This is a genomic window from Sphingomonas sp. ASY06-1R (genome assembly GCF_052180265.1).
In the GTDB taxonomy this organism is placed as follows: domain Bacteria; phylum Pseudomonadota; class Alphaproteobacteria; order Sphingomonadales; family Sphingomonadaceae; genus Sphingomonas_I.
Genome location: NZ_CP197464.1, coordinates 2,563,815 through 2,584,618 on the forward strand (window position 1 = coordinate 2,563,815; position 20,804 = coordinate 2,584,618).

At 62.3% G+C, this 20,804-nt stretch carries 18 protein-coding genes; 8 read left to right on the forward strand and 10 right to left on the reverse strand.

Annotated elements, in window-relative coordinates; translation table 11 throughout:
- The 3 genes from copD to ACSBM8_RS12335 all read left to right on the forward strand — a co-directional run bounded on the left by copD (window position 1) and on the right by ACSBM8_RS12335 (window position 3,912).
- Window positions 1–930, forward strand: coding sequence for a copper homeostasis membrane protein CopD (gene copD / locus ACSBM8_RS12325; protein ID WP_442678313.1), 930 nt, complete (start codon window positions 1–3; stop codon window positions 928–930).
- Window positions 931–1,270: 340 nt separating this feature from the next.
- Window positions 1,271–3,532, forward strand: coding sequence for a heavy metal translocating P-type ATPase (locus ACSBM8_RS12330; RefSeq protein ID WP_442681582.1), 2,262 nt, complete (start codon window positions 1,271–1,273; stop codon window positions 3,530–3,532).
- Complete coding sequence (locus ACSBM8_RS12335) at window positions 3,529–3,912, forward strand: Cu(I)-responsive transcriptional regulator (RefSeq protein WP_442678314.1); 384 nt, start codon at window positions 3,529–3,531, stop codon at window positions 3,910–3,912. Before ACSBM8_RS12330 ends, ACSBM8_RS12335 begins: the two co-directional genes overlap by 4 nt.
- An 83-nt stretch (window positions 3,913–3,995) precedes the next feature.
- Here ACSBM8_RS12335 and ACSBM8_RS12340 read toward each other — a convergent pair whose 3' ends face one another.
- From ACSBM8_RS12340 to ACSBM8_RS12375, 8 genes are all read right to left on the reverse strand, one after another.
- Window positions 3,996–4,304, reverse strand: a complete 309-nt coding sequence (locus tag ACSBM8_RS12340) for a hypothetical protein (protein ID WP_442678315.1) — start codon at window positions 4,302–4,304, stop codon at window positions 3,996–3,998.
- A gap of 14 nt (window positions 4,305–4,318) precedes the next feature.
- The gene (locus tag ACSBM8_RS12345; protein ID WP_442678316.1) at window positions 4,319–4,774 is read right to left on the reverse strand and encodes a hypothetical protein; all 456 of its coding nucleotides are present in this window, start codon (window positions 4,772–4,774) and stop codon (window positions 4,319–4,321) included.
- A gap of 190 nt (window positions 4,775–4,964) precedes the next feature.
- A complete protein-coding gene (locus tag ACSBM8_RS12350) occupies window positions 4,965–5,837 on the reverse strand; it encodes a hypothetical protein (RefSeq protein ID WP_442678317.1) in 873 nt (290 codons plus the stop codon).
- Window positions 5,838–5,943: 106 nt separating this feature from the next.
- Window positions 5,944–7,752, reverse strand: a complete 1,809-nt coding sequence (locus ACSBM8_RS12355; RefSeq protein ID WP_442678318.1) for a M10 family metallopeptidase C-terminal domain-containing protein — start codon at window positions 7,750–7,752, stop codon at window positions 5,944–5,946.
- Window positions 7,753–7,783: 31 nt separating this feature from the next.
- Entirely contained in the window at window positions 7,784–8,449 is a 666-nt protein-coding gene (locus ACSBM8_RS12360; RefSeq protein WP_442678319.1) for a hypothetical protein, read from the reverse strand.
- A 470-nt stretch (window positions 8,450–8,919) separates the two neighbouring features.
- On the reverse strand, window positions 8,920–10,395 hold the full coding sequence (locus ACSBM8_RS12365; RefSeq protein WP_442678320.1) for a hypothetical protein: 1,476 nt from the start codon (window positions 10,393–10,395) through the stop codon (window positions 8,920–8,922).
- Window positions 10,392–10,607, reverse strand: coding sequence for a hypothetical protein (locus ACSBM8_RS12370; RefSeq protein ID WP_442678321.1), 216 nt, complete (start codon window positions 10,605–10,607; stop codon window positions 10,392–10,394). Before ACSBM8_RS12370 ends, ACSBM8_RS12365 begins: the two co-directional genes overlap by 4 nt.
- Window positions 10,600–11,259, reverse strand: coding sequence for a hypothetical protein (locus ACSBM8_RS12375; protein ID WP_442678322.1), 660 nt, complete (start codon window positions 11,257–11,259; stop codon window positions 10,600–10,602). Before ACSBM8_RS12375 ends, ACSBM8_RS12370 begins: the two co-directional genes overlap by 8 nt.
- A gap of 212 nt (window positions 11,260–11,471) precedes the next feature.
- Between ACSBM8_RS12375 and ACSBM8_RS12380 the strand changes: the two genes are divergently transcribed.
- The 4 genes from ACSBM8_RS12380 to ACSBM8_RS12395 all read left to right on the forward strand — a co-directional run bounded on the left by ACSBM8_RS12380 (window position 11,472) and on the right by ACSBM8_RS12395 (window position 15,606).
- Entirely contained in the window at window positions 11,472–13,658 is a 2,187-nt protein-coding gene (locus ACSBM8_RS12380; RefSeq protein WP_442678323.1) for a hypothetical protein, read from the forward strand.
- Between the two features lie 162 nt (window positions 13,659–13,820).
- Window positions 13,821–14,342, forward strand: coding sequence for a hypothetical protein (locus ACSBM8_RS12385; protein ID WP_442678324.1), 522 nt, complete (start codon window positions 13,821–13,823; stop codon window positions 14,340–14,342).
- A 46-nt stretch (window positions 14,343–14,388) separates the two neighbouring features.
- Window positions 14,389–15,000 carry a hypothetical protein gene (locus ACSBM8_RS12390; RefSeq protein ID WP_442678325.1) on the forward strand — a complete coding sequence of 204 codons (612 nt, stop codon included), beginning with the start codon at window positions 14,389–14,391 and terminating at the stop codon, window positions 14,998–15,000.
- 93 nt (window positions 15,001–15,093) lie between these two features.
- A complete protein-coding gene (locus ACSBM8_RS12395; RefSeq protein WP_442678326.1) occupies window positions 15,094–15,606 on the forward strand; it encodes a hypothetical protein in 513 nt (170 codons plus the stop codon).
- Window positions 15,607–15,696: 90 nt separating this feature from the next.
- On the opposite strand, the gene ACSBM8_RS12400 is transcribed toward ACSBM8_RS12395, so the two are convergent.
- Both ACSBM8_RS12400 and ACSBM8_RS12405 read right to left on the reverse strand, forming a co-directional pair.
- Window positions 15,697–16,602 (reverse strand): DNA N-6-adenine-methyltransferase, encoded by a 906-nt coding sequence (locus tag ACSBM8_RS12400; protein ID WP_442678327.1) that lies wholly within the window; start codon window positions 16,600–16,602, stop codon window positions 15,697–15,699.
- A gap of 250 nt (window positions 16,603–16,852) precedes the next feature.
- Window positions 16,853–18,853, reverse strand: coding sequence for an ATP-binding protein (locus ACSBM8_RS12405; RefSeq protein ID WP_442678328.1), 2,001 nt, complete (start codon window positions 18,851–18,853; stop codon window positions 16,853–16,855).
- 176 nt (window positions 18,854–19,029) lie between these two features.
- Between ACSBM8_RS12405 and ACSBM8_RS12410 the strand changes: the two genes are divergently transcribed.
- Window positions 19,030–20,676, forward strand: coding sequence for a TIGR04141 family sporadically distributed protein (locus ACSBM8_RS12410; protein ID WP_442678329.1), 1,647 nt, complete (start codon window positions 19,030–19,032; stop codon window positions 20,674–20,676).
- Window positions 20,677–20,804 lie beyond the last annotated feature (128 nt).

The window sequence follows — 20,804 nt, forward strand, 5'->3', positions numbered from 1 at the left end:
GTGGAGGCCGACTGGCCGCTGATCGCGGTCCGCTTCGCGCTGTATGTGGCGCTGAGCTGCCTGTTCGGCCTTTCGGCTTTCAGCCTCTACGGGCTCGAGGCTGGCGAGCGTGCCGACGCGCTCGCCTTGCGCCGGTGGCTTGTCGGAAGCGGCCTGCTCGGTCTCCTGCTCTCCGCCATTGCCCTCGTGCTGCTGGCTGCGGCGATGGCGGGCGTCCCCCCTTGGCCGATCGATCGCGAGGCGATCGGAATGCTGCTGACCGGTTCCGCGACGGGCGCGGCGTGGGAGGCACGCATGGTCGCGCTGGTGGTTGCCTCCATCGTCGCGCTGATCGCGGCGGGACGTTCCGTTCCGCTCGGCACGGTCGCGTTCGCGGCGGGGATCGCGCTCGCGACGCTCGCGTGGACGGGTCATGGCGCGATGGACGAAGGCGGGATCGGCTGGGCGCATCTGCTGGCCGACATTCTGCACCTGTTGGCAGCCGGAGCCTGGGTCGGCGCGCTGCTCGGGCTGACGCTGCTCGTCACGCGCGCGCCAAGTCGGATCGACGCCGCCCATCTCAGACTGACTCATCGCGCACTGCACGGCTTCGGCCTGGTGGGCACGATCGTGGTCGTGACGATGGTCGTGACGGGTCTGGCGAATGGCTGGGTGCTGGTCGGTGCCGGCAATCTGCTGAGCCTGCCGAGCACCCCCTACGGACAGCTCCTTCTCGCCAAGCTCGCGCTGTTCGGCGCGATGCTGGCACTCGCCTCGCTCAATCGCTTCCGGCTGACGCCGGCATTCGAGCGGTCGATCGCCGCAGCGGATCATCGGGGGGCGCTCCGCACGTTACGGCGCAGCCTCGCGGTCGAGGCGGCCTGCGCCGTCACGATCCTGGCGCTGGTCGCCTGGCTGGGAACCCTCGAGCCGCCCGCATCGGCGATGTGAGGATCGGGACGAGGGCAATCGGGCTCGGCGACGTAGAACCATCACATGCCGTGCATCGCCGGAATGTGGGCTTGACCCTGACACGGTGTCAGACCCTACATGCCCTCGGGTCGAAGGAGTTTCTTCTATGAACGACCCTCATTCCCACCACCATTCCGCCGGGGGCTGCGGCTGCTCGGGCAAGCACGACGGCGAACCGGCTACGATCGAGCGCGAAGCCGGTGCTTCCTGCTGCTCGTCGTCGGCACCTCCCGCTGTCCCGCAAGCGGCCAAGGAAGGTTGCTGCTCGGGGAAAGCGGGCGGCGAACCCTCGGCCACAGTGATCGACCCGGTATGCCGCATGACCGTCGATCCGGCAAAGACGGCGCACCATGCCGAGCATGCCGGGCAGGATTATCATTTCTGCGGCGCAGGGTGTCTGACCAAGTTCGTCGCCGACCCGGATGCCTACCTCGGCGCCAAGCCGAAGCCCGAAGCGATGGCGACGCCGGGGGCGATGTGGACGTGTCCCATGCACCCGGAGATCCGCCGGGAGGGGCCGGGCACGTGCCCGATTTGCGGCATGGCCCTCGAACCGGAAGAACCGTCGCTCGACGACGGCCCCAACCCCGAGCTGGTCGATTTCACCCGCCGCCTATGGGTGGCAGGGGCGCTCACCATCCCGCTGCTTATCGTCTCGATGTTCGCCGAAATGTCGGGGATCCACGTCGTCAGCCCTGCCGCTTCGCCTTGGGTCCAGCTCGCACTCACTGCGCCCATCGTGCTGTGGGCCGGATGGCCGTTTTTCGAGCGGGGGTGGACGTCGCTTCGCACCCGCCATCTGAACATGTTCACGCTGATCGCGATCGGCGTCGGTACGGCATTCCTCTACAGTCTGGTCGCGACGCTCGCGCCGGGCATCTTCCCCGCCACGTTCCGAATGCACGGGGGCATGGTCCCGGTCTATTACGAAGCCGCCGGCGTAGTGGTGACGCTGGTGCTGCTCGGACAGGTGCTCGAATTGCGCGCCAGGGCGGCGACGGGGCGCGCGATCCGCGCCCTCATGGATCTCGCTCCCAAGACCGCACGACGGTTGCGGTCTGACGGCTCGGAGGAGGAAGTCGGTCTTGCCGAGGTGGCGACGGGAGATCGGCTGCGGGTTCGTCCCGGCGAAGCGATCCCGGTTGACGGCGTGGTAGTCGAGGGTCGCTCCTCGGTCGATGAATCCATGCTCACCGGCGAGCCGGCTCCGGTCCTCAAGGAGGTCGATGCCGCGGTTACCGGGGGAACGGTGAACGGCACGGGCAGCCTGGTCATGGAAGCTCGCGCGGTCGGTTCTGACACGATGCTGGCGCGCATCGTCCGCATGGTCGCGGAAGCGCAGCGGAGCCGTGCCCCGATCCAGGCGGTCGCCGATCGCGTATCGGGTTGGTTCGTGCCCTTGGTCGTGTTGATCTCGGTCGCGACCTTCGTGGTATGGTCGCTGGTCGGACCGGAGCCGCGCATGGGTCATGCCCTCCTCAACGCGATCGCCGTGCTGGTGATCGCCTGCCCCTGCGCCCTCGGACTTGCTACGCCGATGTCCATCATGGTCGGCACCGGGCGGGGCGCGCAGGCGGGCGTGCTGGTCAAGAACGCCGAGAGCCTGCAGGCACTCGATAAGGTCGATACGCTGGTCATCGACAAGACGGGCACGCTTACGGAAGGCAGGCCGTCGCTGATCGCGATCGAGGCGACCGGCACCATCGGAGAGAACGACATGCTCGCTCTTGCCGCTGCGGTCGAAGGCCAGTCCGAGCATCCGCTCGCCCACGCGATCGTCGTCGCCGCCAGGGAACGCGGACTGCGGCTCGGCACGGTCGAGGACTTCGCCTCGCAGACCGGCATGGGCGTCAGTGCCACGGTGGGCGGCCGGTCGGTGGTGATCGGCAATGCCGCACAGATGGACAGTGTCGGCGCCGATCCCAAGCCGCTCGACGCCGCAGCCGATCGTCATCGAGGCGAAGGGGCCGGCGTCATCCTGATCGCCGTCGATGGCGCGCTCGCCGGCCTGCTTGCGGTTGCCGACCCGGTGCGGGCTTCGGCACGCGACGCCATTGCCGCCCTCCGCGAGGAGGGTCTGCGGGTTATCATGCTGACGGGCGACAATCGCGGGACGGCAGATGCGGTTGCGCGTGCTGTGGGAGGTCTGGACGATGTCCGCGCCGATCTGCGGCCGGAAGACAAGGCACGCATCATAGGCGAACTCAAAGCGGGTGGTGCCAAGGTCGCGATGGCCGGCGACGGCATCAACGACGCCCCGGCGCTGGCCGCTGCCGACGTCGGGCTCGCGATGGGCACGGGAACGGACGTCGCGATCGAAAGTGCTGGCATGACGCTTACGCGGGGCGACCTTTCGGCGATCGTGCGCGCCCGCAAGCTCGCCCGTGCGACGATGCGCAATATTCGGCAGAACCTGTTCTTCTCGTTCCTGTTCAACGGGGTCGGCGTCCCCGTTGCCGCTGGCGTGCTCTACCCTGTTGCGGGCATCCTCCTGTCGCCGATGCTGGCCGGCGCGGCGATGGCGCTCTCTTCGTTCACCGTCGTGCTCAACGCGCTGCGTCTGAACGCGGTGAAATTGTGAACATCGGTGCGGCGTCGGAGGCCAGCGGCGTCTCGCAGCGCATGATCCGCCATTACGAGAAGATCGGACTGGTGCCCGCACCGCCCCGGCGCGGGACCTACCGGGACTATTCGGACGCTGATGTCCATCGGCTCCGCTTCATCGCCAACGCGCGCGACCTGGGGTTCCCGATCGGGGAAATCCGCACGCTGCTCGGCCTGTGGTCGGATCGCGCGCGGTCGAGTGCCGAAGTGAAGGCGCTGGCGGAATCGCGCGCTGCCGAGCTGGGCCGCAAGGCCTACGCCTTGGAAGCCATGCGCCGATCGCTCACCGGACTTGCTCAGTCCTGCCACGGGGACGATCGCCCCGATTGCCCCATCATCGAACGCTTGGCCGAGTAGCTTGCGTGGCTGAGCCTTAATCGACCATTCCTCGATCGCCCGTGCTTCGCGTGCCGGAACTGCTGCAGACGAGGCTCGTCGAGCTATATCCGCTGCCACCAGAGCGGCGGTCCGTCCTCGGTCTCGCCGCCCTCGGCCGTCATCAGGTCGCGGACCTCGTGCTCGAGCGATGCCAGTCCGATCGGTTCGGGCCACAAGCGCACGCCCGCATCCGCCCGCTTGTGCAGCTCGGCGACGATGTCGCGCGCGAAGGCGGGATCGCCGTCGTAGCTGGCGCTCGTCTCAGCGAACGACGTTGCGAGCGAGCGGGCGTCGGATCCAGGATATTCGCGGAGCAGTTCGTCGGTCTCGGTGCGGACCCAGAATTCAGGCGTGTCCCACAGGCGGCTCATCGTACGTCTCTTGGTCAGAAGGGCATCTCGGCGAGGATGCGGATGTGATCCGCGAAGGCTTCGGGATCGAACGCCATGCCCTGGTCGGTCTGCCTCAGCGGATGGGTGGCGGCGGCTTCGAAGAAGGCGTCGACGTCGGTCTGGCCGTGCCGATCGTGCAGCCGGCACCAGCGGTCCATCGCCACCGCGCGGGCGTGCAGCGCCGGACCCGCGTATTCGGGCGGCGTGAAGCCGCGTTCGCTCGCGAACTGCCGAAGGATCCTGGCATGTTCGAGGGCGTCCGCCGGGGTCCTCACCTGGATGTGCGTGATGGCGCCGATCGCGGCGCGCATCTGCGGACCGGTGATCGGGACCCCGTTGATGGCGGCGAGAAGGCCGCCCTCGGGATTCAGGCGCTCCTCGATGGCGGCGCGCTCTTCAGGCGAGGCCTCGTTGGCCAGCCAGTCCTTGATGTTCTCGACGACGCCCATCGGTTCAACTCCATGGAATGAGTCGAGCGACTCTATAGAACATAACAGGAACACGCAACTAGGACGCCCAGCGCCTTGTGAGGGTATGACCGATTCGACGCCTGAGACGATCAGCTCGCCTTAACCGATGGCGAGCGAGTGACTGTAAGCTAACGGTAGAACGAACTTCGGCTTCTCTGGAGCGCCGACTTCAGTCGACCCAGGGCACCGATGTATCCCTGAGGAAGGCCTGTCTGTTCTCGATCAGGTCCCGCGCGAGTGCGGCCACCGGGTCGACCACCTGCATCATCAAGGCTTCGAGCGCGTCCTGCCGCACGAAGGTGACTGTGAAGTTTCCGGACAGCTTTCCGGATTTGAGATCGCGCTGAAACGATACGTGGTCGACCGACTTCGGAGCAGGTTGATCCGCGCTGGAATCGATTAGGATCAGGTCCCCCGACGTTACGACGATCGGGAAGAAAAGCCAGATGTAGGCCCAATCACCGTCTCTCTGCATTTTAGGAACGCCCTTCTGTCGTGCGACCAGCGCCTTTGCCATCGGGTAGAACGTGGCGTCGTACAGGCCGCCATGGTTGGCGTGCCAGCCGGCACCCTTGCGGTCGATCCGGCAGAACTGCACAGCCTTCCAAGACGCGCTGTGCACGGCGTATGCACGATCAAACCCGAGATGATGGAATGCATGAGTGTCGCGGGCGATTGCGTGCCCCTCAGGCGCCGTCTTCCGGCTGGTGTATCGAAATGGGAAGACGAATTCCTGAGGGCGTTCCCGCCGGTCGGCCGCGTTCTTGGGCCGCGCTATGAACACGAAAGGGTTCGAGCTGTTCTTGCATTCGACGATCAGCTCCACAAAGGCGGCGAGCTTCGCGCTTTCGGCGAAAGCGACTCGCTGGACTGCGGTCACGTCGATCTCGCGGGACTTGGCCTCGTCGGGATCCTCGAACGCGACGTTGGTCCGCACGTTCAGGCCCCGCCGTTCCAGCTGCGTCGCAACTTCCTGTTCCATCAGATAGCCGGACTCGCCAATTGCCTTCATGATCTCGTCGGACGTCGGCCCGGCAGCCATCCCGTGCTCTCCCAAGGATCGGAACGAACGCGTTCCGATGGACATCGTGTCGCACGGCTGGCCTTTTGACAATTAACCTGTCGCGGCCTCGGCACAGAACAGGTGTTTAGGCGAAATCCCCGCGATCGATCGTCGCTGCATTGACGCCTGCGAGATCGACGGCCTCGATGTGCCCGTCGCTGCGGCCGTAGAAGAACAGGTAGGTGTCCCCGCCGATCTGGACCGCGTCGACCGCGTGCGGATCTCCGGACGCGACCAGCGCGTCACGCGCCGACCAGCCCGCCGAGTAGAGATCGCCAGCCGATCCGTGGAGGATTGTCGTCGGCGCGCCGAAGTCGAAGGTGATGCGGTCGTCGGATCCGAAGTCGGTGATGCGATCGGCGACGGCCCGTCCGAAATCGATGTTGGAGTCGTCGAGCGCGAAGCGGAACACGTCTCCGCCCGCCCCGCCGCTCATCACGTCCAGCCCCTGATCCCCGGACAGCGTATCGCTGCCGTCGTCTCCGTAGATCTGATCGTCGCCCTTGCCGCCGCGCAGCAGGTCGTCCTCGCCGCCGCCGCGGATCACGTCGTTGCCGAGGTTTCCGTTGATCCGGTCGTATCCGGCGTCTCCCGAGATCTGGTCGTCGTCCGCTCCGCCCTGGATGCGGTCGTTGCCGTCGCCCCCGAAGATCACGTCGCTGCCGCCGTTGCCGTTCACATAGTCATGGCCAAGGCCGGCGACGATGATGTCCCCGCCGTCCGTCGCCCCCGCGAGCCCCGACCCGTTGCCATAGATGTGGTCGTTGTCCTCGCCTCCATCGAGCGTGTCCGCGCCCGCGCCGCCGTTAATGAAGTCCGCGCCGGCGTTGCCGACGATGCGATTGGCCGCATCGTTGCCGATGATCATCTCGCCGCCGGAGCCGCCGATCGCATTCTCGATGACGGCGCCTTGGGCGATGCCGACGTTGTAGCCTTCGAGCTGGTTGCCGGGAGACACGTTGCCGACACTGCTCAGGCTGCCCTGGCGCAGGTCGATGACGTGGTTGTAGTTGTAGCCGGAGAAGTCGAGCGTGTCGTTTCCGCCCGCGTCCCAGACGGTGAAGCGGACGAAGCTCTGGCTGGCGTCGGTGATGTGGAAATAGCTGGCGTCAGCGTTGGAGTTGAACCCGTAGATTGTGTCGCCCGTGCGCGTCGTCATGTTGGCGCCGTATAGACGCTGCGCGGCGGCAATGTCGGCGATGCCGGGCGTCATTGGGGTTGTCCAGACGCCGATCGGCGCGCCTTGAGAGCCGTCGAAATAGCTCATGATGCTGAAGAGCTTGCTGTCCTCGCGATATGAGGCGTTTGTCGCGTAGCTGGGGTTTGGCGAGCCATAATCCGACGGATGCGACAGGCCGATGGCGTGACCGATCTCGTGCAGCAGGCTGGAATAGCCGCCCGGCGCGTTGAAGCCGTCCGGGATCCACTGGTGCTGGTCGCGAAGGAAGTCGCTGTCGTTGAACCCGGTGAAGACCTCCGTCGTCACGGAGCCATGCCCTGGGAATTCCGACATGCCCGACGCGCCGCTCGACGAGTAGGTGAAGCCTTCGAACTTGATCTGCCCCGCATTCGAATAGGCGCCGGAGCCGGAATATCCGGACCCGGCCCGCTGGAAGCTAATGTTGGCGACGTCGCTCCACGCGTTGGTGGCCACCTCGATCGCGTGGATCTGGTTCGACTGAAGCTGCCAGAAGGTGTTGCCGCCGAAGGCGCCGGTGTCTTGGCTCGCGATCGAGTAGGTGACGGTCGTGCCCGTTCCGAGCTGGCCGGGGCCCCACTTCACCCCGAGCCTGTCGAGCTGCGCCGCAGCCTGATCGACGGTGAACGAGGGCTTGGTTGCCGGCAGGATCGCGTCCAGTCCGGGAAAGTTCTGATATCCGATGTAATCGCTCATTGCGGTCTTCCTTTCTGCTAGGCCTAGCTCTTTAGAAGCTGCTCTTGTCGGTGAGCGGTGCGAGCTTGCGGACTTCGCGCTCAACCAGTGCGTCATAGGCCTCGCTCACCTCGGGGCCGGTTTGCAGCACCAGCATCCACGAATAGAATTCAGCGCTGAGGGTCGGCCGCCTCGGGCGGTCGAGCGGTCCGCAAGAATCTTCAACAGCACACCACTTTGGGCTTGAGCCACTCCGCCAGCTGGGTTGCCCGAACTTCGCGAGGACCTGGCTCTTCAGGGCTTCGACCGTCTGTCGGTCCTTGTTGCCGAAATAGACGATGTAGCTGGCACGGGGCCCCGCCGGCCATTGCGCGAACTGGATCTCCAGCCTCTCTCCGGCGGGACCGACCGCGTTGATGGACCGGAGCGCGGTCTGGGTCCCGTTGTATTGCTGCCGGCGGACCCAAGCCGCCTTCGACGCCACCATGTTGCGGAAATCGGAATCGTTCGACGTGCGCTCCACCCGATACCCTGCGCGGCCGAGCGCCTGCCGGACGGCGTCCGGGGCCATTCCGAGCTTCAGGCCCGCAATGTCGAACGTCGCGGGGCCGGTCGTGCCGATCGGCGGTTCGGCTGGCTGCGCCATCGGTACCGCAGCGGTCGGCGCCGCAATTGCCTGGGCTGGCGCGGCGCCGGCAAGCGCCAGCGCCAAGCTCAATTTCAGCTGCTTTGTATTCACCTCGTCGTCCCCCGCAAAGCGAGGCGCCACCGGCGGCGCCGCCTGAGTTAACGAGGCGGCGCCGGTCCCTGTGAACCGGGTGTTGGAAACTCGCACGGATGAGCGAGCGCGAACGCCTTTAGCCGGGTGGCCTGGACATGCGCGTCCGCCACCCGGTCGTAAGGAGCGACCGGCGGTCTTTCGACCGATTCATCCGTGCGAGGTTTCCACGCCTCGGCCCGCCGGCTGGCGGGCGCGTGAAGGCTACTCTGCATTAATCAATATTGAAAGCGGGGTTCGTGTATCGGGTTGCAGTTGGGCTATTTCATTCCTGCAAAATCAGATTTGCTCTCCGTGACCTCGTTGAAAGGGCCGCGTCGCATGGGAATCGAACGCGCGCTCTTCGCGGTTCCTGCTGCTAACGCCGGGATCCGCCCACCCTGCTTGGAAGTGCTAACCAAACTTGTCGTTCAGCTGTTCAGTCGATGCTCGGGAATGATATCTAGCAGTTCATAGGTTCTGACTTCGCCCTGGGCGGAGTCTTGATGAGCGCCGATTAGGTTCCTGCCTTCCAGGAAATCCGTCGCCCGCGAGATTGCCGCTGCACCCGTGTTCTTTCCGCGCACGTCGTCAGGCCCTGCGCGCACCGGTGCGTGCTTGTCTTTCAGGAGTTCGCGGCGAAATAGGACGAGCAAGTCCATAATGCGCTCCTTGGAACCGTGCGGGAGGACCGATCTACCGTAAGCCGGTAAAGTAAGGCGGGCCCCGCTCCGGACCGCGGCTTCCAGCAATGCCTCGATGCAGGCCTGCGCCTGCACATAGCGAATAATCGGGACGGCAGACGCCTGAACGCTCGAAAGACCCGAATACCACAACGGGTGAAAGCTTTTCCCCAGCTTGTTGCTGGTCTTAGGCAGGGCCGTCTGCCTCAGAAACTCGTCGTTCGCGCCTTCCAGCCGCCTCGTTATCCGGTCGAGCTCTTCGTCGAGCTGTTGGAACGCCTTATCCGGATTCACGCCTAACTGATCTGCCTCATGGATTATCAGATTGTGGAGCTGGCGAACGCTCGGATGAGCGATGACAGGATCATTGTTCGGCTCCCGATCGTCGCGACCTAACATGCGATGATTGCGATAGGCCGCCAGCACCTTATCAAGAACCGCACGAAGATCGCGCGCTTCATTGAGCACGCGTTCCGGAGGCAGCGTGTCATGATCGGATGTTAGCATTCCGCCTAAAGGCTCCAGTGCGCCGAGCACGTTACGCGCCAACACCAGCTGGATATCATGCGCACACCAAATCAGCGTCTGAGCGATAAGAGCCCTGCGGAGGCGTGCTAATTCGTCTGTGCCGAGGCTCGTGCCAGCGCGCTGACCAGCGTATTCTGCAGTCCGCAGCGCCGCCATCACGCGCGCATGTCGACCCAACACCAGTGCGCGATATAGCGGAGGGTGATGGGCGTGTAGCTGCCACAGATCGTCAACATGGCGCGCCATCTTGTCGTCAGTTCTTCCGAATGCAGGCCAGCCGCGGATCACGGCTTCGATCAGCCCCTTGTCGCGCGTAATCACGATCATCCGCTCGCAGTGCGCGCGCAGTTGCTCCTTAGTCGTTGGTATCAACCCTTCAGGCAGCAACGCTTTTTTCTCGTCCAGGACACCTGCAGGAAGTCGTGCCAAGTCGGTGAGATCAGGATCAAAAAGAACAGCCGGGAAAGCCTTCTTTGTTAGACCTCCGAAGTAATATTGATGATGTAGCAGCTCCAACATGGCGTCGGTGTCTATCCGCTTGCCGGCCATCAGCGCCTTCACCAAGGCGCCTAAATCACTGAAGCTGGCCCATGGTGGACGACGACCACCAGCGCCTCGACGAATCTCGCTTTCTTTGTTTATGGCGTTCCGGGCCTTTGTGCGCTCGGTCGCACCAAGCAAGACGTTTTTGCTCATAGCTTGCCTATTTCGTCATCGATCCGCTTCGTAAGTGCGGCTGCGAAGGTGCGGGTTTGCTCTTCCATGATCTTCGCTCGATTATACAGGTTATAGCCGATCCCGCCTCGACGCTGCTCCGCTTCGCATTGCGCGATTGCCTGTTCGAGCTGACGGGCCAAGTCGTCGAATTTCGCAATCGCTTCTTCCAAGTCTTGGGGCAACTCAGACATCGTCTTCCTCCCGAAGGCTGGGAAGAGCAGGCTCTTCCCAGAATGTGGGGTTTCCGCCGCGCGCATAGATCCAGTCGAAGGCTTCGCCTCTGGTACCGACTTTGGGATCAGTTTCTTGCAGCACGCCACACAAGTCCAAGATCAGGCCGAGCTGAACGGCGGTGGGTTGGTCGCGACGCCAGCGTTCGCCCCTGCCGGTGCGACCTGAATTGAGGAATGAGGTAACTTCGGCGTCGTAGAGCGCCTTACGATGGCGCCACCAGAGTGCGCGTCCCCATTGTTCGCACCAAGCGCGGCGGTGGCTGTCGGAGAGCACCGTCTGGATTAATGGCCCGAACCCTAGATCCGGTGTGCTGGATAGAACACTGGATGACCAGCGCAGCATGTGCAGCGGATGGGCAAGCAATCCGAGCAGCGCGATATCATCGATATCGGCAAGACCGAGCACCGCCAGCGTTGATCCGAGCGCATATTTGCGAGCATCACGCGATCCCGCACCGCCACGGCGCTTCGGTAGGGCGCACGCCTGCCGGCGCAATTCGCGGAGCTCGTCGTGCACAAGCTCGACCTTCCGATCGGCCTTGCCGATCGTGCCGTCGATCATCGCCATGAGCGCTGAAAAGTCCGCCGCTCGCTGTTGTTCGTATTGCATGGTTTGCGGTTAGCCGACCCGCAGCCCAGCATATCCCAACCTACCCCCAAGAAAGCACGGTGATGGGCGTAGCTTGGGATATCCACCACGCAGTTCAGTGCATGGAGCAGACAGAACGAGAGGGGGGTGGTGCGCGATAAAGTGTTGTTCGGCCCCGAATGGCCGCACAACCCGCTTCGCCACCCCCCTCTCCGGATCAGTCTGGAAGGGTCATGAAACTCAGATATGGGCAGGTAAAGGATGGCTGCGAGCCGCTTCGATCAGACCTCGCGGCTGCCCGAAGTGCGCGCAACCGCGCGACGCGCGATCAACGCGCCCAGCAGCAGGAAGACCGGGAGCAGACGCGACACCATCGTCGCCGACGCGCCAAAGAAGATCGGGAAATACAGCGCGCGTTGACCCGCAAATTTCGCGTGCAGGTGCCGGAGCGGGAACGCCCGCGCACCGGCAACGCGACTCCGCGGAAACTCTTCCATCGCACAGCGGGCGCAGTGTTCAGCGGGGCGGTCACAAAGTCGTTCGCCGCCTCGGATGGCCTGCGCAGCATCCATTTCGGGTTTACGGCGCGGGGCCTCGCCTCGACGAAAGGACGCCGCTGGCGCACTGGCGAAGGTGCGCGTGCTGCACTGTACATTGCCCGGCTTGAGGGACTCGAAGGAGGTGAGCTCGGATGGCGCTCGAATATCGGTGACGATCGCAATGAGGTGGTCGCCTACCATCGCGCCCTGGAGGCAATCGAAACGCATGATCGTGCGAACGCCAATGTCTACATCAGCGAGATCATCGCACTTGATGCGACCTTGACCGCGCGCCAGCGGCGCAAGGTCGTTCGGCGCATCTGCAGGTATTTCGAAGAGCGCGGCCTAGGATATGTAGCTGGTATTCACGAGCCGGACGCATCGGGTGACCAGCGGAATTTCCACGTGCACATCATTTATTCGCTGAGGCCAGTCCGTCGGGTGGCGTCGTATGATTGGGAGTTCGCGGCGTCCAAAGTCAGCGACATCAACACACCGTCCGGCATTCTGGCGCGCCGCAAGATTGTGGTGGGCGCGATCAATGCGACACTGGCGGCCGCGGGAAGTGGGCGGCGCTACACGCACTTAAGCAACAGCGCGCGAAACCTTCCAGAGCCTGAGCCGAAGCTGGGCCAAACGGCTGTTTGGCTTCGGCGCCGCATCAGCAACGGGGAAGCTAAGCTCGCCGCGCTGCAGCGCCTCAGGGCCGTCATGGCGCGGATCGCCAGCGCATTGGCAATGGCAAGGCAGATCGATGCTCTCGGCTCTGCCGCAATCTCGCGTCTCGCGCATAAGCGGGCGAATGTAGCCGCCGTGCGGGCCAGCGTGCGATCCCGTGTGAATGCGGCAGCCGTGGAGGCTATTGTCCGGATGGATAGCGCACGGCTACGCACCATCGATGAACTTCGGATACGTGAAGAACGACTGTCCCGCATCGGACTAAGCATTTCCTCCAGGATGGCGCTGTATCAGCGCATAAAGGCGGCCGTTGCCGAGGCAGGCGCGTTTCTTCAGTCAGACCCGCTGGAAGCTATCCGCCCGAACATGCAAAATGTAATTATAACGCGCGCCGATAATACGGCTGCGCGGCTCGATCGCGCCGGCCGCCATATGACCGGGCTCCGGCAAATCGTCCTTTCACGGCTCGCCAATGCGGGGGCTCGCGCGAACCTTCCCGATCTTGCTGCGAGCCCAGCAGTCCTTCGGAACCGCCTCATCGATCAGCGGGCACGCATAGCCGGTCAGCTCGCCAGTATCGTCGTGCTCAAGCCACCAACACGGGGAGATCGCGCCCCTACCGAGGTCCCGCCGAAATCCGCTGGTATGGCTGCGCCTCAAGTGGCGCCCGTGAATACAGTGCGTAAGCCCTCTATCGGGCCAAAAGAGGCCATCAAACAATTGCGCGCGCTTTTGCCGATGCGCACACCAACAACGGCCGAACGTGACATGTATGGTCCGGCCCGACGGCCGGTCGCAAGGGTCGACACGCCGCGACGGGTCTTGGAAAGAGATGCGCTGCTGCGGGCAGAAGTGACGCGCCGGGGACCTGAGGTCGTTCTTCGCCTGCGCATGGCCGCCTTCTCTCTGCTGCGCGCGCAAGATGCGAGCGTCACACTCGATGGGGAGGACCCGAAAATAGTCAAAGGGGTGCTGTTCGAGGACGAGCTTCGCGCCGTCTTTCACCGTGATCACGCTGACGAGACGCGTCGTCTTTTACTGGAGATTTATCGGGAGCAGGCGGAGCGGCGCGCCCGCAAACGGAAGAAGCTGGGTGAGGGAGCCTTACCAAGCTCCTTTGTCAGCCCAGGCCAAGGGCCTTCGGCCCCGGAAGATCCGCTGCTGAACCCGCGAAAAGGCAAGCGCAGGGGTCGTAACGAATGACCGGCTTCACCGCGTGGCTGGAGCGGCAACCGCCCAGCCACGTGAAGAAGATGAGGTAAATCTCCCGAGCAGGCGAAGCTGCTGCACGTGAGGAAAAGCGAGTGGCAGCCTGATCCGGACCCGATCGGGCCGGTGATCCTCCTGCCAAAAGGCTGAACTGAAATGCCCATTACGACTCCGGCTCTCGCTCCGGACCTCTGGACGCGCCTGCTGTCCCTTCCCCATGCTGCACTTGGAGCCGAAGCAAGCGAACCGATTGCAGTCAGCGCCGGCCTACCGGCTGGCGCCTTCCTGATCGAATCAGCGAACGTCATTCTGTCGGCGACGCCCTGCGACCAGCCGATGTTTTCCGACATGATGGAAAGGGTCGCACGGAGCCGTCGTCGCGACGTGCTGTTGATGCGAACCGGCTTTCATCCGGAGATTCTCAACCCGGTCCAAGCCTGCGTGGCCTTGGTCGCGGAGCGTGATGTCCTCATGCTGGAAGGTATGGCTTTCTATAGGCACGATGATCAGAGCCTGTGGCTCGTCCCGATCGATGCCGGCCCTTTCATCGCCATCGAGCCTCGTGGCCTGCGACTGGAGATGATCCCGCCGTTTTTGACTTACGATCAACGCGTAGACGGCCTTTGCCGAGCCGCAGCCGAAATCGTGCGGATTTCCACGCGCCAACGGAGTCGGTGAGATGACCGCTGCGAAGACTGGTGTCCGGGCACGAAAGAGCGGAGCGTTGGCCAATGGTCCGAAGTTAATCGCGCCGGACGATGCCGATCCACAAAGCTGGCTATATCTGAATCCCGAAGGACCTTCGGATGTCGGGGTCGTGTTCGGGGTTCTGCGTCGGCACTATGGCGGCAGGACGAATAGCGCGGTTGAATTCGGCCGTCGGAAGCTGCAGCCGATAGCGCCCCATGGCGACGCAACCGCGTCCCCATGGCGGGTAACCGCGGAACGCGCAGACGTCGTGCTGCCGCCAGGTGCCCCCGATACGCTCACGGACCCGGAGGTGCTGCTGACGGCCATGGATGAGGCGGTGATCGATAAGCCGATCCTTATTTACTGTACCATTCCATTCGCGGGCACGACGCGGCTTCACCACGCCTGGGAATGTGCGCGGAGCTTTGCCGGCAGGCTGGCGGAGCGGCATCTCGCCAGCCTGGTGGTGTTGCACGCGCCCTCCCGGGTCGGGTCGACCAACCCGACACACGCACACCTGCTGATCGGTTGCCGCGCGATTGGCGCGCTGGGTTGCATGGCACTGGGCGCATACGACCAGGAACTGATCAGGGACTCCGGGCAGGCCGTGATCGAAGAACTGTGGATCCAACATCTTGCAGAATGAGGCGCGGCGGGCGGATCGGCAGGTCCGCCCGCCAACCTTCAGGGGGAGACGTCAGGTTGTTCCGAAATGCGGAATGAAACTGAAGGAATGAAGATGAAGGATCTCGATTATGCTGCCAAGATGGCGATAACCCGCCCGCACGTCGAAGCGGCGATCCGCATGCTACTGGGCAAAAAGGCGCTGAAACCGTCCCTTGCCTTTGTCGGCGGGGATCAGCTTGACGCGCTCGGCAGGCTCGAACTTTGCCGCTTGGCCACGGACTCAAACGTCGACTTGATCCAGCTGGAATTTGGTCCCGAGGCCGACAATTCCTACGCCTTCACCGGCATCAGCATCGCCGTCCGACGCGAAGGAGTGACTTACTTTTTCGGCAACTGCCAACTCTCCTTACCGGCAGGATCGCGGCGAGCCGTCATCATGGCCAATGATGCACGGCAAGGGCATTTCGTGGTGTCACCGCGTGAAGTCGTGCATCTCAAGACGAAGCCGAGGGCGGCTCTGGAGGATGGTGTGGAACCGGCTCGGGAAAAGCTGCTTCGCCTGAGCCGTAGAGGTATCGATATCACTGCACAGGCGGCCGTGCGGGAGGTGGCCGACGCGGCATAAAGGGTAGCGGTGCCCTCGGCTCGCGCGGGCACCGCTACCAGAGCGACCAGTGGGTGGCAGCGAGTGGGTGAGATCGGGCGAGGAACGTCCTTAGTTGGCTTGAACGGCGTGCTTGGTACCGGCCCTACGCGCCAGCCAGTAGCCCGGCACGAGCTCCGCATATCGAGCTTTCTGTTCGACGGTGACACCGAGACCCAGCACCATCAAGGAGAAGGGTGTGTGCTGGCTTTTTCCGCCCGGATCCAGGAACTTCACTCGCCCTTGCAGCAGGTAGATGTCTGCGTCGGCGCTCAAAGTATCGTGAAACCACGCCGAATCAGTCCTCACCGGAACTAGGCAGACGACGGTTTCCACCTTGCCGGCCCGCCACTGATCGTGGGCGCGGCGCAGCCACTTGATGAGCTCGGAATATGGGGGGTTCACGAAAGCAACGCGGCCCGCCCAGTCGTCAACAAGTCCGTCGCCTCCTTCGCTTAAAAGAATACGGCGATGCGCAATAACAGGGCTGAGGACGCTCCCGCAGGGGTCTACGTCGATCTCGCCAAAGGCTGCATAAATGTTGGCTAGAAAATCCGTTGGCGTGAAGCGGCTATCCCGGTTCTCCCTGTCGACTTGGCCCCAATACGATCTCTCAGGCGCGCGTCGACGCGCCCGAGGCGCGAGAACGGCGAGCAAGCGGAGCAGGCTGGCGACCGATCCCCCGCCCCGCTCCAGGCTGGCAATGGTGGCCCGCGATAAACTTGTGCGCGATGCTATCGCATTTACGGACAGATCCCGTTTCTGCCGGCGTGCGCGCAGTTGCTCGGGCAGCGTCTTGCCGGGCCCGAGGCCTGTCAGGCAAAAATTGAGCTCGGCCATAACTGCAAGCAAGTTCGGCACGGAGCCGACGCCATTCTCTAATCGCTTGATGGCCTGAGCGTCGACACCGATCCTTCCCGCCAGGGCCTTCTGGGACCAGCCCGCTGACCGCCGAGCTTCGCGGATTTCTTTAATCAAAAATCTGATCCCGTTGGGTTCATATTTTTAACAAATATCTGCGTTGCCTGTTGCTGCCAATGCCGGACTGAAGGCTAGTTGCTCGGTGACCCAAGGTGCGGAAGTTCAGCTCTTGGTTGAAAACGACCCTGACCGCTTTGAGGAGCGATCGAGGTCAGCGGCCCTTCGTTCAGCCGGCATATGATGGCAGATGCGCAAACTAAGCTATAAGGCCAAGCTGGCGGAACTTGTCCATTCGCGCGGCTGAGACTCAACTCTCGCTTTTTGGCTCCTCGTCCGCTTCGTCGCCATCCATCTCGGCGATGCGAGCCTTTACCGCTTCGCTGAGATAGGCGTTGTCGATCGTACGAAGATAGCCCAGGGCTTCCTCATCGCTGGCCTGATATTCTAAGCGCCGCTTGTAGAAAGTAAGCCGCCCTTCGGCTTCTTGGATGATCTGGCCCCAGGTTTTCGCCCAAACCCTGATCTTAATAGGGTCGTCGAGCTCCATTATGAGACCGCGCGGTTTGCCGGCCAACCGCGCTTCGAGTTCAGCGTCAGGTGTGAATTTGTTCGAGATGGCGACGAAGTCCCATTCGACATTGCTGTGCTTGAATCGCGGGTCCAGCGCGACGGCCTTGGCGTATTTCCTTATCTGGCCGAGCACGTCTTCATTAAGTGGCTGGAGTGGCCGTTTAAGCTCGACGACGAGATGCCTACGCTCATCGTCGGTCGGGGTCGGAACGCGGGCCGAAAGCATCAGGTCGACGATGGCCGCCTTGCCTTCTGCATCGAGCACGGGTTCGGCAGCACCTGGCAATTCGCGCTCTGCGCCGAGAAGCTCTATATGGCTGCGCAGGACCGAGGTCAGATCTTGGTCGTCGTTTACCAGGTTAAAGTGCTCGCCAAAAATCCAGGTTTCTTGGGCGATGATCCGGTGGAGCTGCGACCGTTCGAGGAGCTGGCGCCGAGATTGGGGTTCAAAGACAAGAAGCTGTAGCGCCTTTAGGAAATCCAGCCGGTCAGTGACGGCTTTTGCCGCGTTGATCACGGCGGTGAGGGAGGTCTTACGCAGCAGGTCTGCCAGCTCGGCCTGCCGCTCCTTCGGTAGGTCGATCACCTTCTCTAGGATTGAGAGTAGATTGGTCGCGCCGGTCTCTATCGCCGCCTTGATGAGCTGGAGGACAAGTTTCTTCTGTTTGGGTGGGGACTTGTCGAAGTCGGGGCTGTAGTCTGCCAGGTTCAGGGCGACGACATCGAATAGCTGGCGCTCGTTGATTTCAATGGGATCTGCCGCCGCGCCGTCATAGGGATAAATCGCTGCCTCGACCCATTCCTGGATTTTGTCGCGGGACCGCGCGGCTTCCTTGGTTCTGAAATGCTCGCGTAACCGAGCTTTGGCCGCCTCTATTAGCGCGTTCGAGGTGGGGTCCAGCTCCACAAGACCCTCGGCATGATTGTCGGCGAGTTGCTGGAAATGCTCCGCAGTCAGATAGGCGGTGAACTCAAACCCGCGAGCTTGGATGCCTGGTGGCATCTCGTAGAAGCTGAACCTCCCCGGTAGACACAGCATGAGTTTGCGATCGACAGACTTCTTCCATTCAACGACATCGAGGATAGCGTCGAAGGTGCGGCCTCCCTGATCGACAGCGATCGGATAGGGCGTCACCGAGTCGATCGCCTCACGGGCGTCCACGGCAACGCCATCATAGATGATCTGAAAGCTCGGATCGTCGTAGAGTTGAAGCGCGAACACGTCCCGCACCCCATCGGCGAAACCGTTTTCCGCCCAGATCTCGAAATCTTTGATCACGTCGCGGATCGCGACTGCGCATCCTTGGCTGGATGTGGCGACAGGTTCGCTCACCTCGAAGTTCTTCAGGTTGGATTTTTGCCCGAAGATCGTGAAGCGTTGGCCGCCATAGTTTGAGGTCCAGGCTACGGAATCGCCCAATGAAAAGGCCTTGAAGCGGCCTTGGCCCTTCTCCCCGTGCACCGCCCGGCCGCCGGTGGTTTTCCTACCGGGCCGCTTCCAAGAGCCACCCAGCTTTTGAAAGCTGTCCTCAATCGTGTCGAGCGGGATCCCGGTGCCATTGTCGATTATGTGGATGCCGCCCAGCGTCGTAAGCTGGCCCTTTTCCAGCTCGACGCGCACCTCAGTGGCGTCTGCATCATAAGCGTTCCAGATCAACTCAGAGATCGCTGCTAGCGGCCGTGCCGTCGTGATCCTTTGAATATGATCGTTCTCAACCCTAACTTCGATTTGTTTCAAATCTGCCCCCCGCCGCTACACGCGGCTCTTGCTTGATGAAGCGAGCGCCGATCTCGTCACCTGACCGCTGATTGGCGGACGCCCACTTGGGGCAGAGGCGACCTTAAACTCCGCAACATTTACGACAAGCTGAATAGGGCCTACCTTCGAAATATAGCTCCGGGGGGAGGCGCAAGGTGGCAGCAAAAACACTGACGATTTACTTAGCTAAGGATGAGGTTGAGAACTTCAGCGATTTCCTGTCAGACGAAGCGCGCGGTCGTCTTGCGCACCCGACCACAAGAATTGTCGATAGCGAAACCTTCGGCGAGGGTGCGCGTCTCTATGTTTTCGTTGGGCATTCTTTCGCCCCGAAATGGGTCGTTGAGCTCAGGCGCCACTTTACCTTCGACGACCATATTCAAACTTCCTCTGCAGCAGCCGTCCTGATCTTTCGGGCAGGCGGGAAAACGTTCGCATGCACGTTCGCCCATGGTTGGATGTATCTCGACGACCATCGTTTCGAAGGTGACTTCGGCCTGCGTGTAGCGATCAATGCGCTGGATGATACAAAACTGCGGAGGCTCGAGCGTGCCAATCTCGGTGATGCACTTAGGGGCGTGGCGCTGTCGCCGTTTCAGCGCGAGCTGACCTCCTTCGGCCTCGAAGACGCGCTTGATCTTATCCGAAAGATAAGCGGCCGAACCCGCGACGAGGCAACCGCAGACACCATGAGCGGCTCCCGGTCGCTCCGCGTCACAGGAGAATTCGGCCTTGGCGACCTTCCTGATATCGCTTCCGATGCGCTCATCTTTTACACTTCGGAACACTACAAAGAGACAGCCTTCCGGATTATCGATTCGGTGATGCCGGTCGCGGATCGGGAGCTAGCGGAGAACCTTGATGAATTAGCAGCACTGAGCGTCGCCACGGCCGGAGAGGATTTCGAATTGGGTTTGCCCGTCGGCTTTGAGGATCAGGCAGCCTCCTTCAAATTCAACGGGCCACGGCAGCGCGGAGCATACCCAGACTTACTCATGCGCCACTATACAGCGGCAATGGGGCAGAACCTTGAGACCGTCACCGCCGAGACCCTCAAGCAACATAAAATCGAAGCTTGCTTCGAAGGAGATGGGCACCCCAGTGTCCGCTGGAGCATCAAGTCCGCCTTGGTCGGCTCGATCGTGCATGAAACTGAGCGGTACGCTGCCAACGAGGGCGAATGGTATCGCATAGAGCAGGGCTTCAAGGATGCGATAGAAGCAGGTTTTCAGGAGGCAATCCTCCCTTGGGATGTGGCGCCCGCGCCCTTGCGAAAGGTATACGATGTAAAGGGGAATGGCCGATATCAGGCCGAAGCTGAGTATAATGCCGAATATGCGGCGGCGAATGGCTTTGTGCTGCTCGACACCATTCTTATTCAGATTCCGGGGGTCGCGCGGTCTGGCTTCGAGCCTTGTGACATTCTCGACATTGCGGGTAAGCGGCTTATCCACGTCAAGAAAAGCTCTCGCCGATCAAGTGTCCTAAGTCACTTTTTCAAACAAGGAGCGAACTCAGCCCGGCAATTCAGCATGTTCGAAGCGGCTTGGCTTTCGCTCCGGGAAATGGTCGAGCAGGTCGCAGGTGAGGCGGCAGCGATATCTCTTGACGGTGCGCGGGCTGATCAAACTCGGCCGTGGAGTGTTGAATTCCTCATCGCCGATACACCGCGTCAAAACGGTGACTTTAATATTCCATTTTTCAGTAAAGTCTCGTTGCGCGACGAACTTCGCATGCTTCGCGCAATGCGGTATCAGGTCGCCATCCGATTTATTGAACTGCAGCCCGACCAGCTTCGGTGAATATCTGAATAAGCAAGTTAAAGGGTGCCGCCGTGCCCGAAACCGCTGAATCTGTTTTTAGGGGTAGGTTGGGATATGAGGCTGGTGATCCTGTCATCTGGCATGGGTGGCCGCAGCAAAACCCTCCT

What these genes read in the sequence shown, in the direction of transcription:
- ACSBM8_RS12365 (WP_442678320.1), bottom strand. Translation starts at nt 10,395, where the DNA reads ATGAGCAAAAACGTCTTGCTTGGTGCGACCGAGCGCACAAAGGCCCGG.
- ACSBM8_RS12350 (WP_442678317.1), bottom strand. Translation starts at nt 5,837, where the DNA reads ATGGCTGCCGGGCCGACGTCCGACGAGATCATGAAGGCAATTGGCGAG.
- ACSBM8_RS12330 (WP_442681582.1), top strand. Translation starts at nt 1,271, where the DNA reads ATGACCGTCGATCCGGCAAAGACGGCGCACCATGCCGAGCATGCCGGG.
- ACSBM8_RS12385 (WP_442678324.1), top strand. Translation starts at nt 13,821, where the DNA reads ATGCCCATTACGACTCCGGCTCTCGCTCCGGACCTCTGGACGCGCCTG.
- ACSBM8_RS12355 (WP_442678318.1), bottom strand. Translation starts at nt 7,752, where the DNA reads ATGAGCGATTACATCGGATATCAGAACTTTCCCGGACTGGACGCGATC.
- ACSBM8_RS12375 (WP_442678322.1), bottom strand. Translation starts at nt 11,259, where the DNA reads ATGCAATACGAACAACAGCGAGCGGCGGACTTTTCAGCGCTCATGGCG.
- ACSBM8_RS12370 (WP_442678321.1), bottom strand. Translation starts at nt 10,607, where the DNA reads ATGTCTGAGTTGCCCCAAGACTTGGAAGAAGCGATTGCGAAATTCGAC.
- ACSBM8_RS12380 (WP_442678323.1), top strand. Translation starts at nt 11,472, where the DNA reads ATGAAACTCAGATATGGGCAGGTAAAGGATGGCTGCGAGCCGCTTCGA.
- ACSBM8_RS12395 (WP_442678326.1), top strand. Translation starts at nt 15,094, where the DNA reads ATGAAGGATCTCGATTATGCTGCCAAGATGGCGATAACCCGCCCGCAC.
- ACSBM8_RS12340 (WP_442678315.1), bottom strand. Translation starts at nt 4,304, where the DNA reads ATGAGCCGCCTGTGGGACACGCCTGAATTCTGGGTCCGCACCGAGACC.
- ACSBM8_RS12345 (WP_442678316.1), bottom strand. Translation starts at nt 4,774, where the DNA reads ATGGGCGTCGTCGAGAACATCAAGGACTGGCTGGCCAACGAGGCCTCG.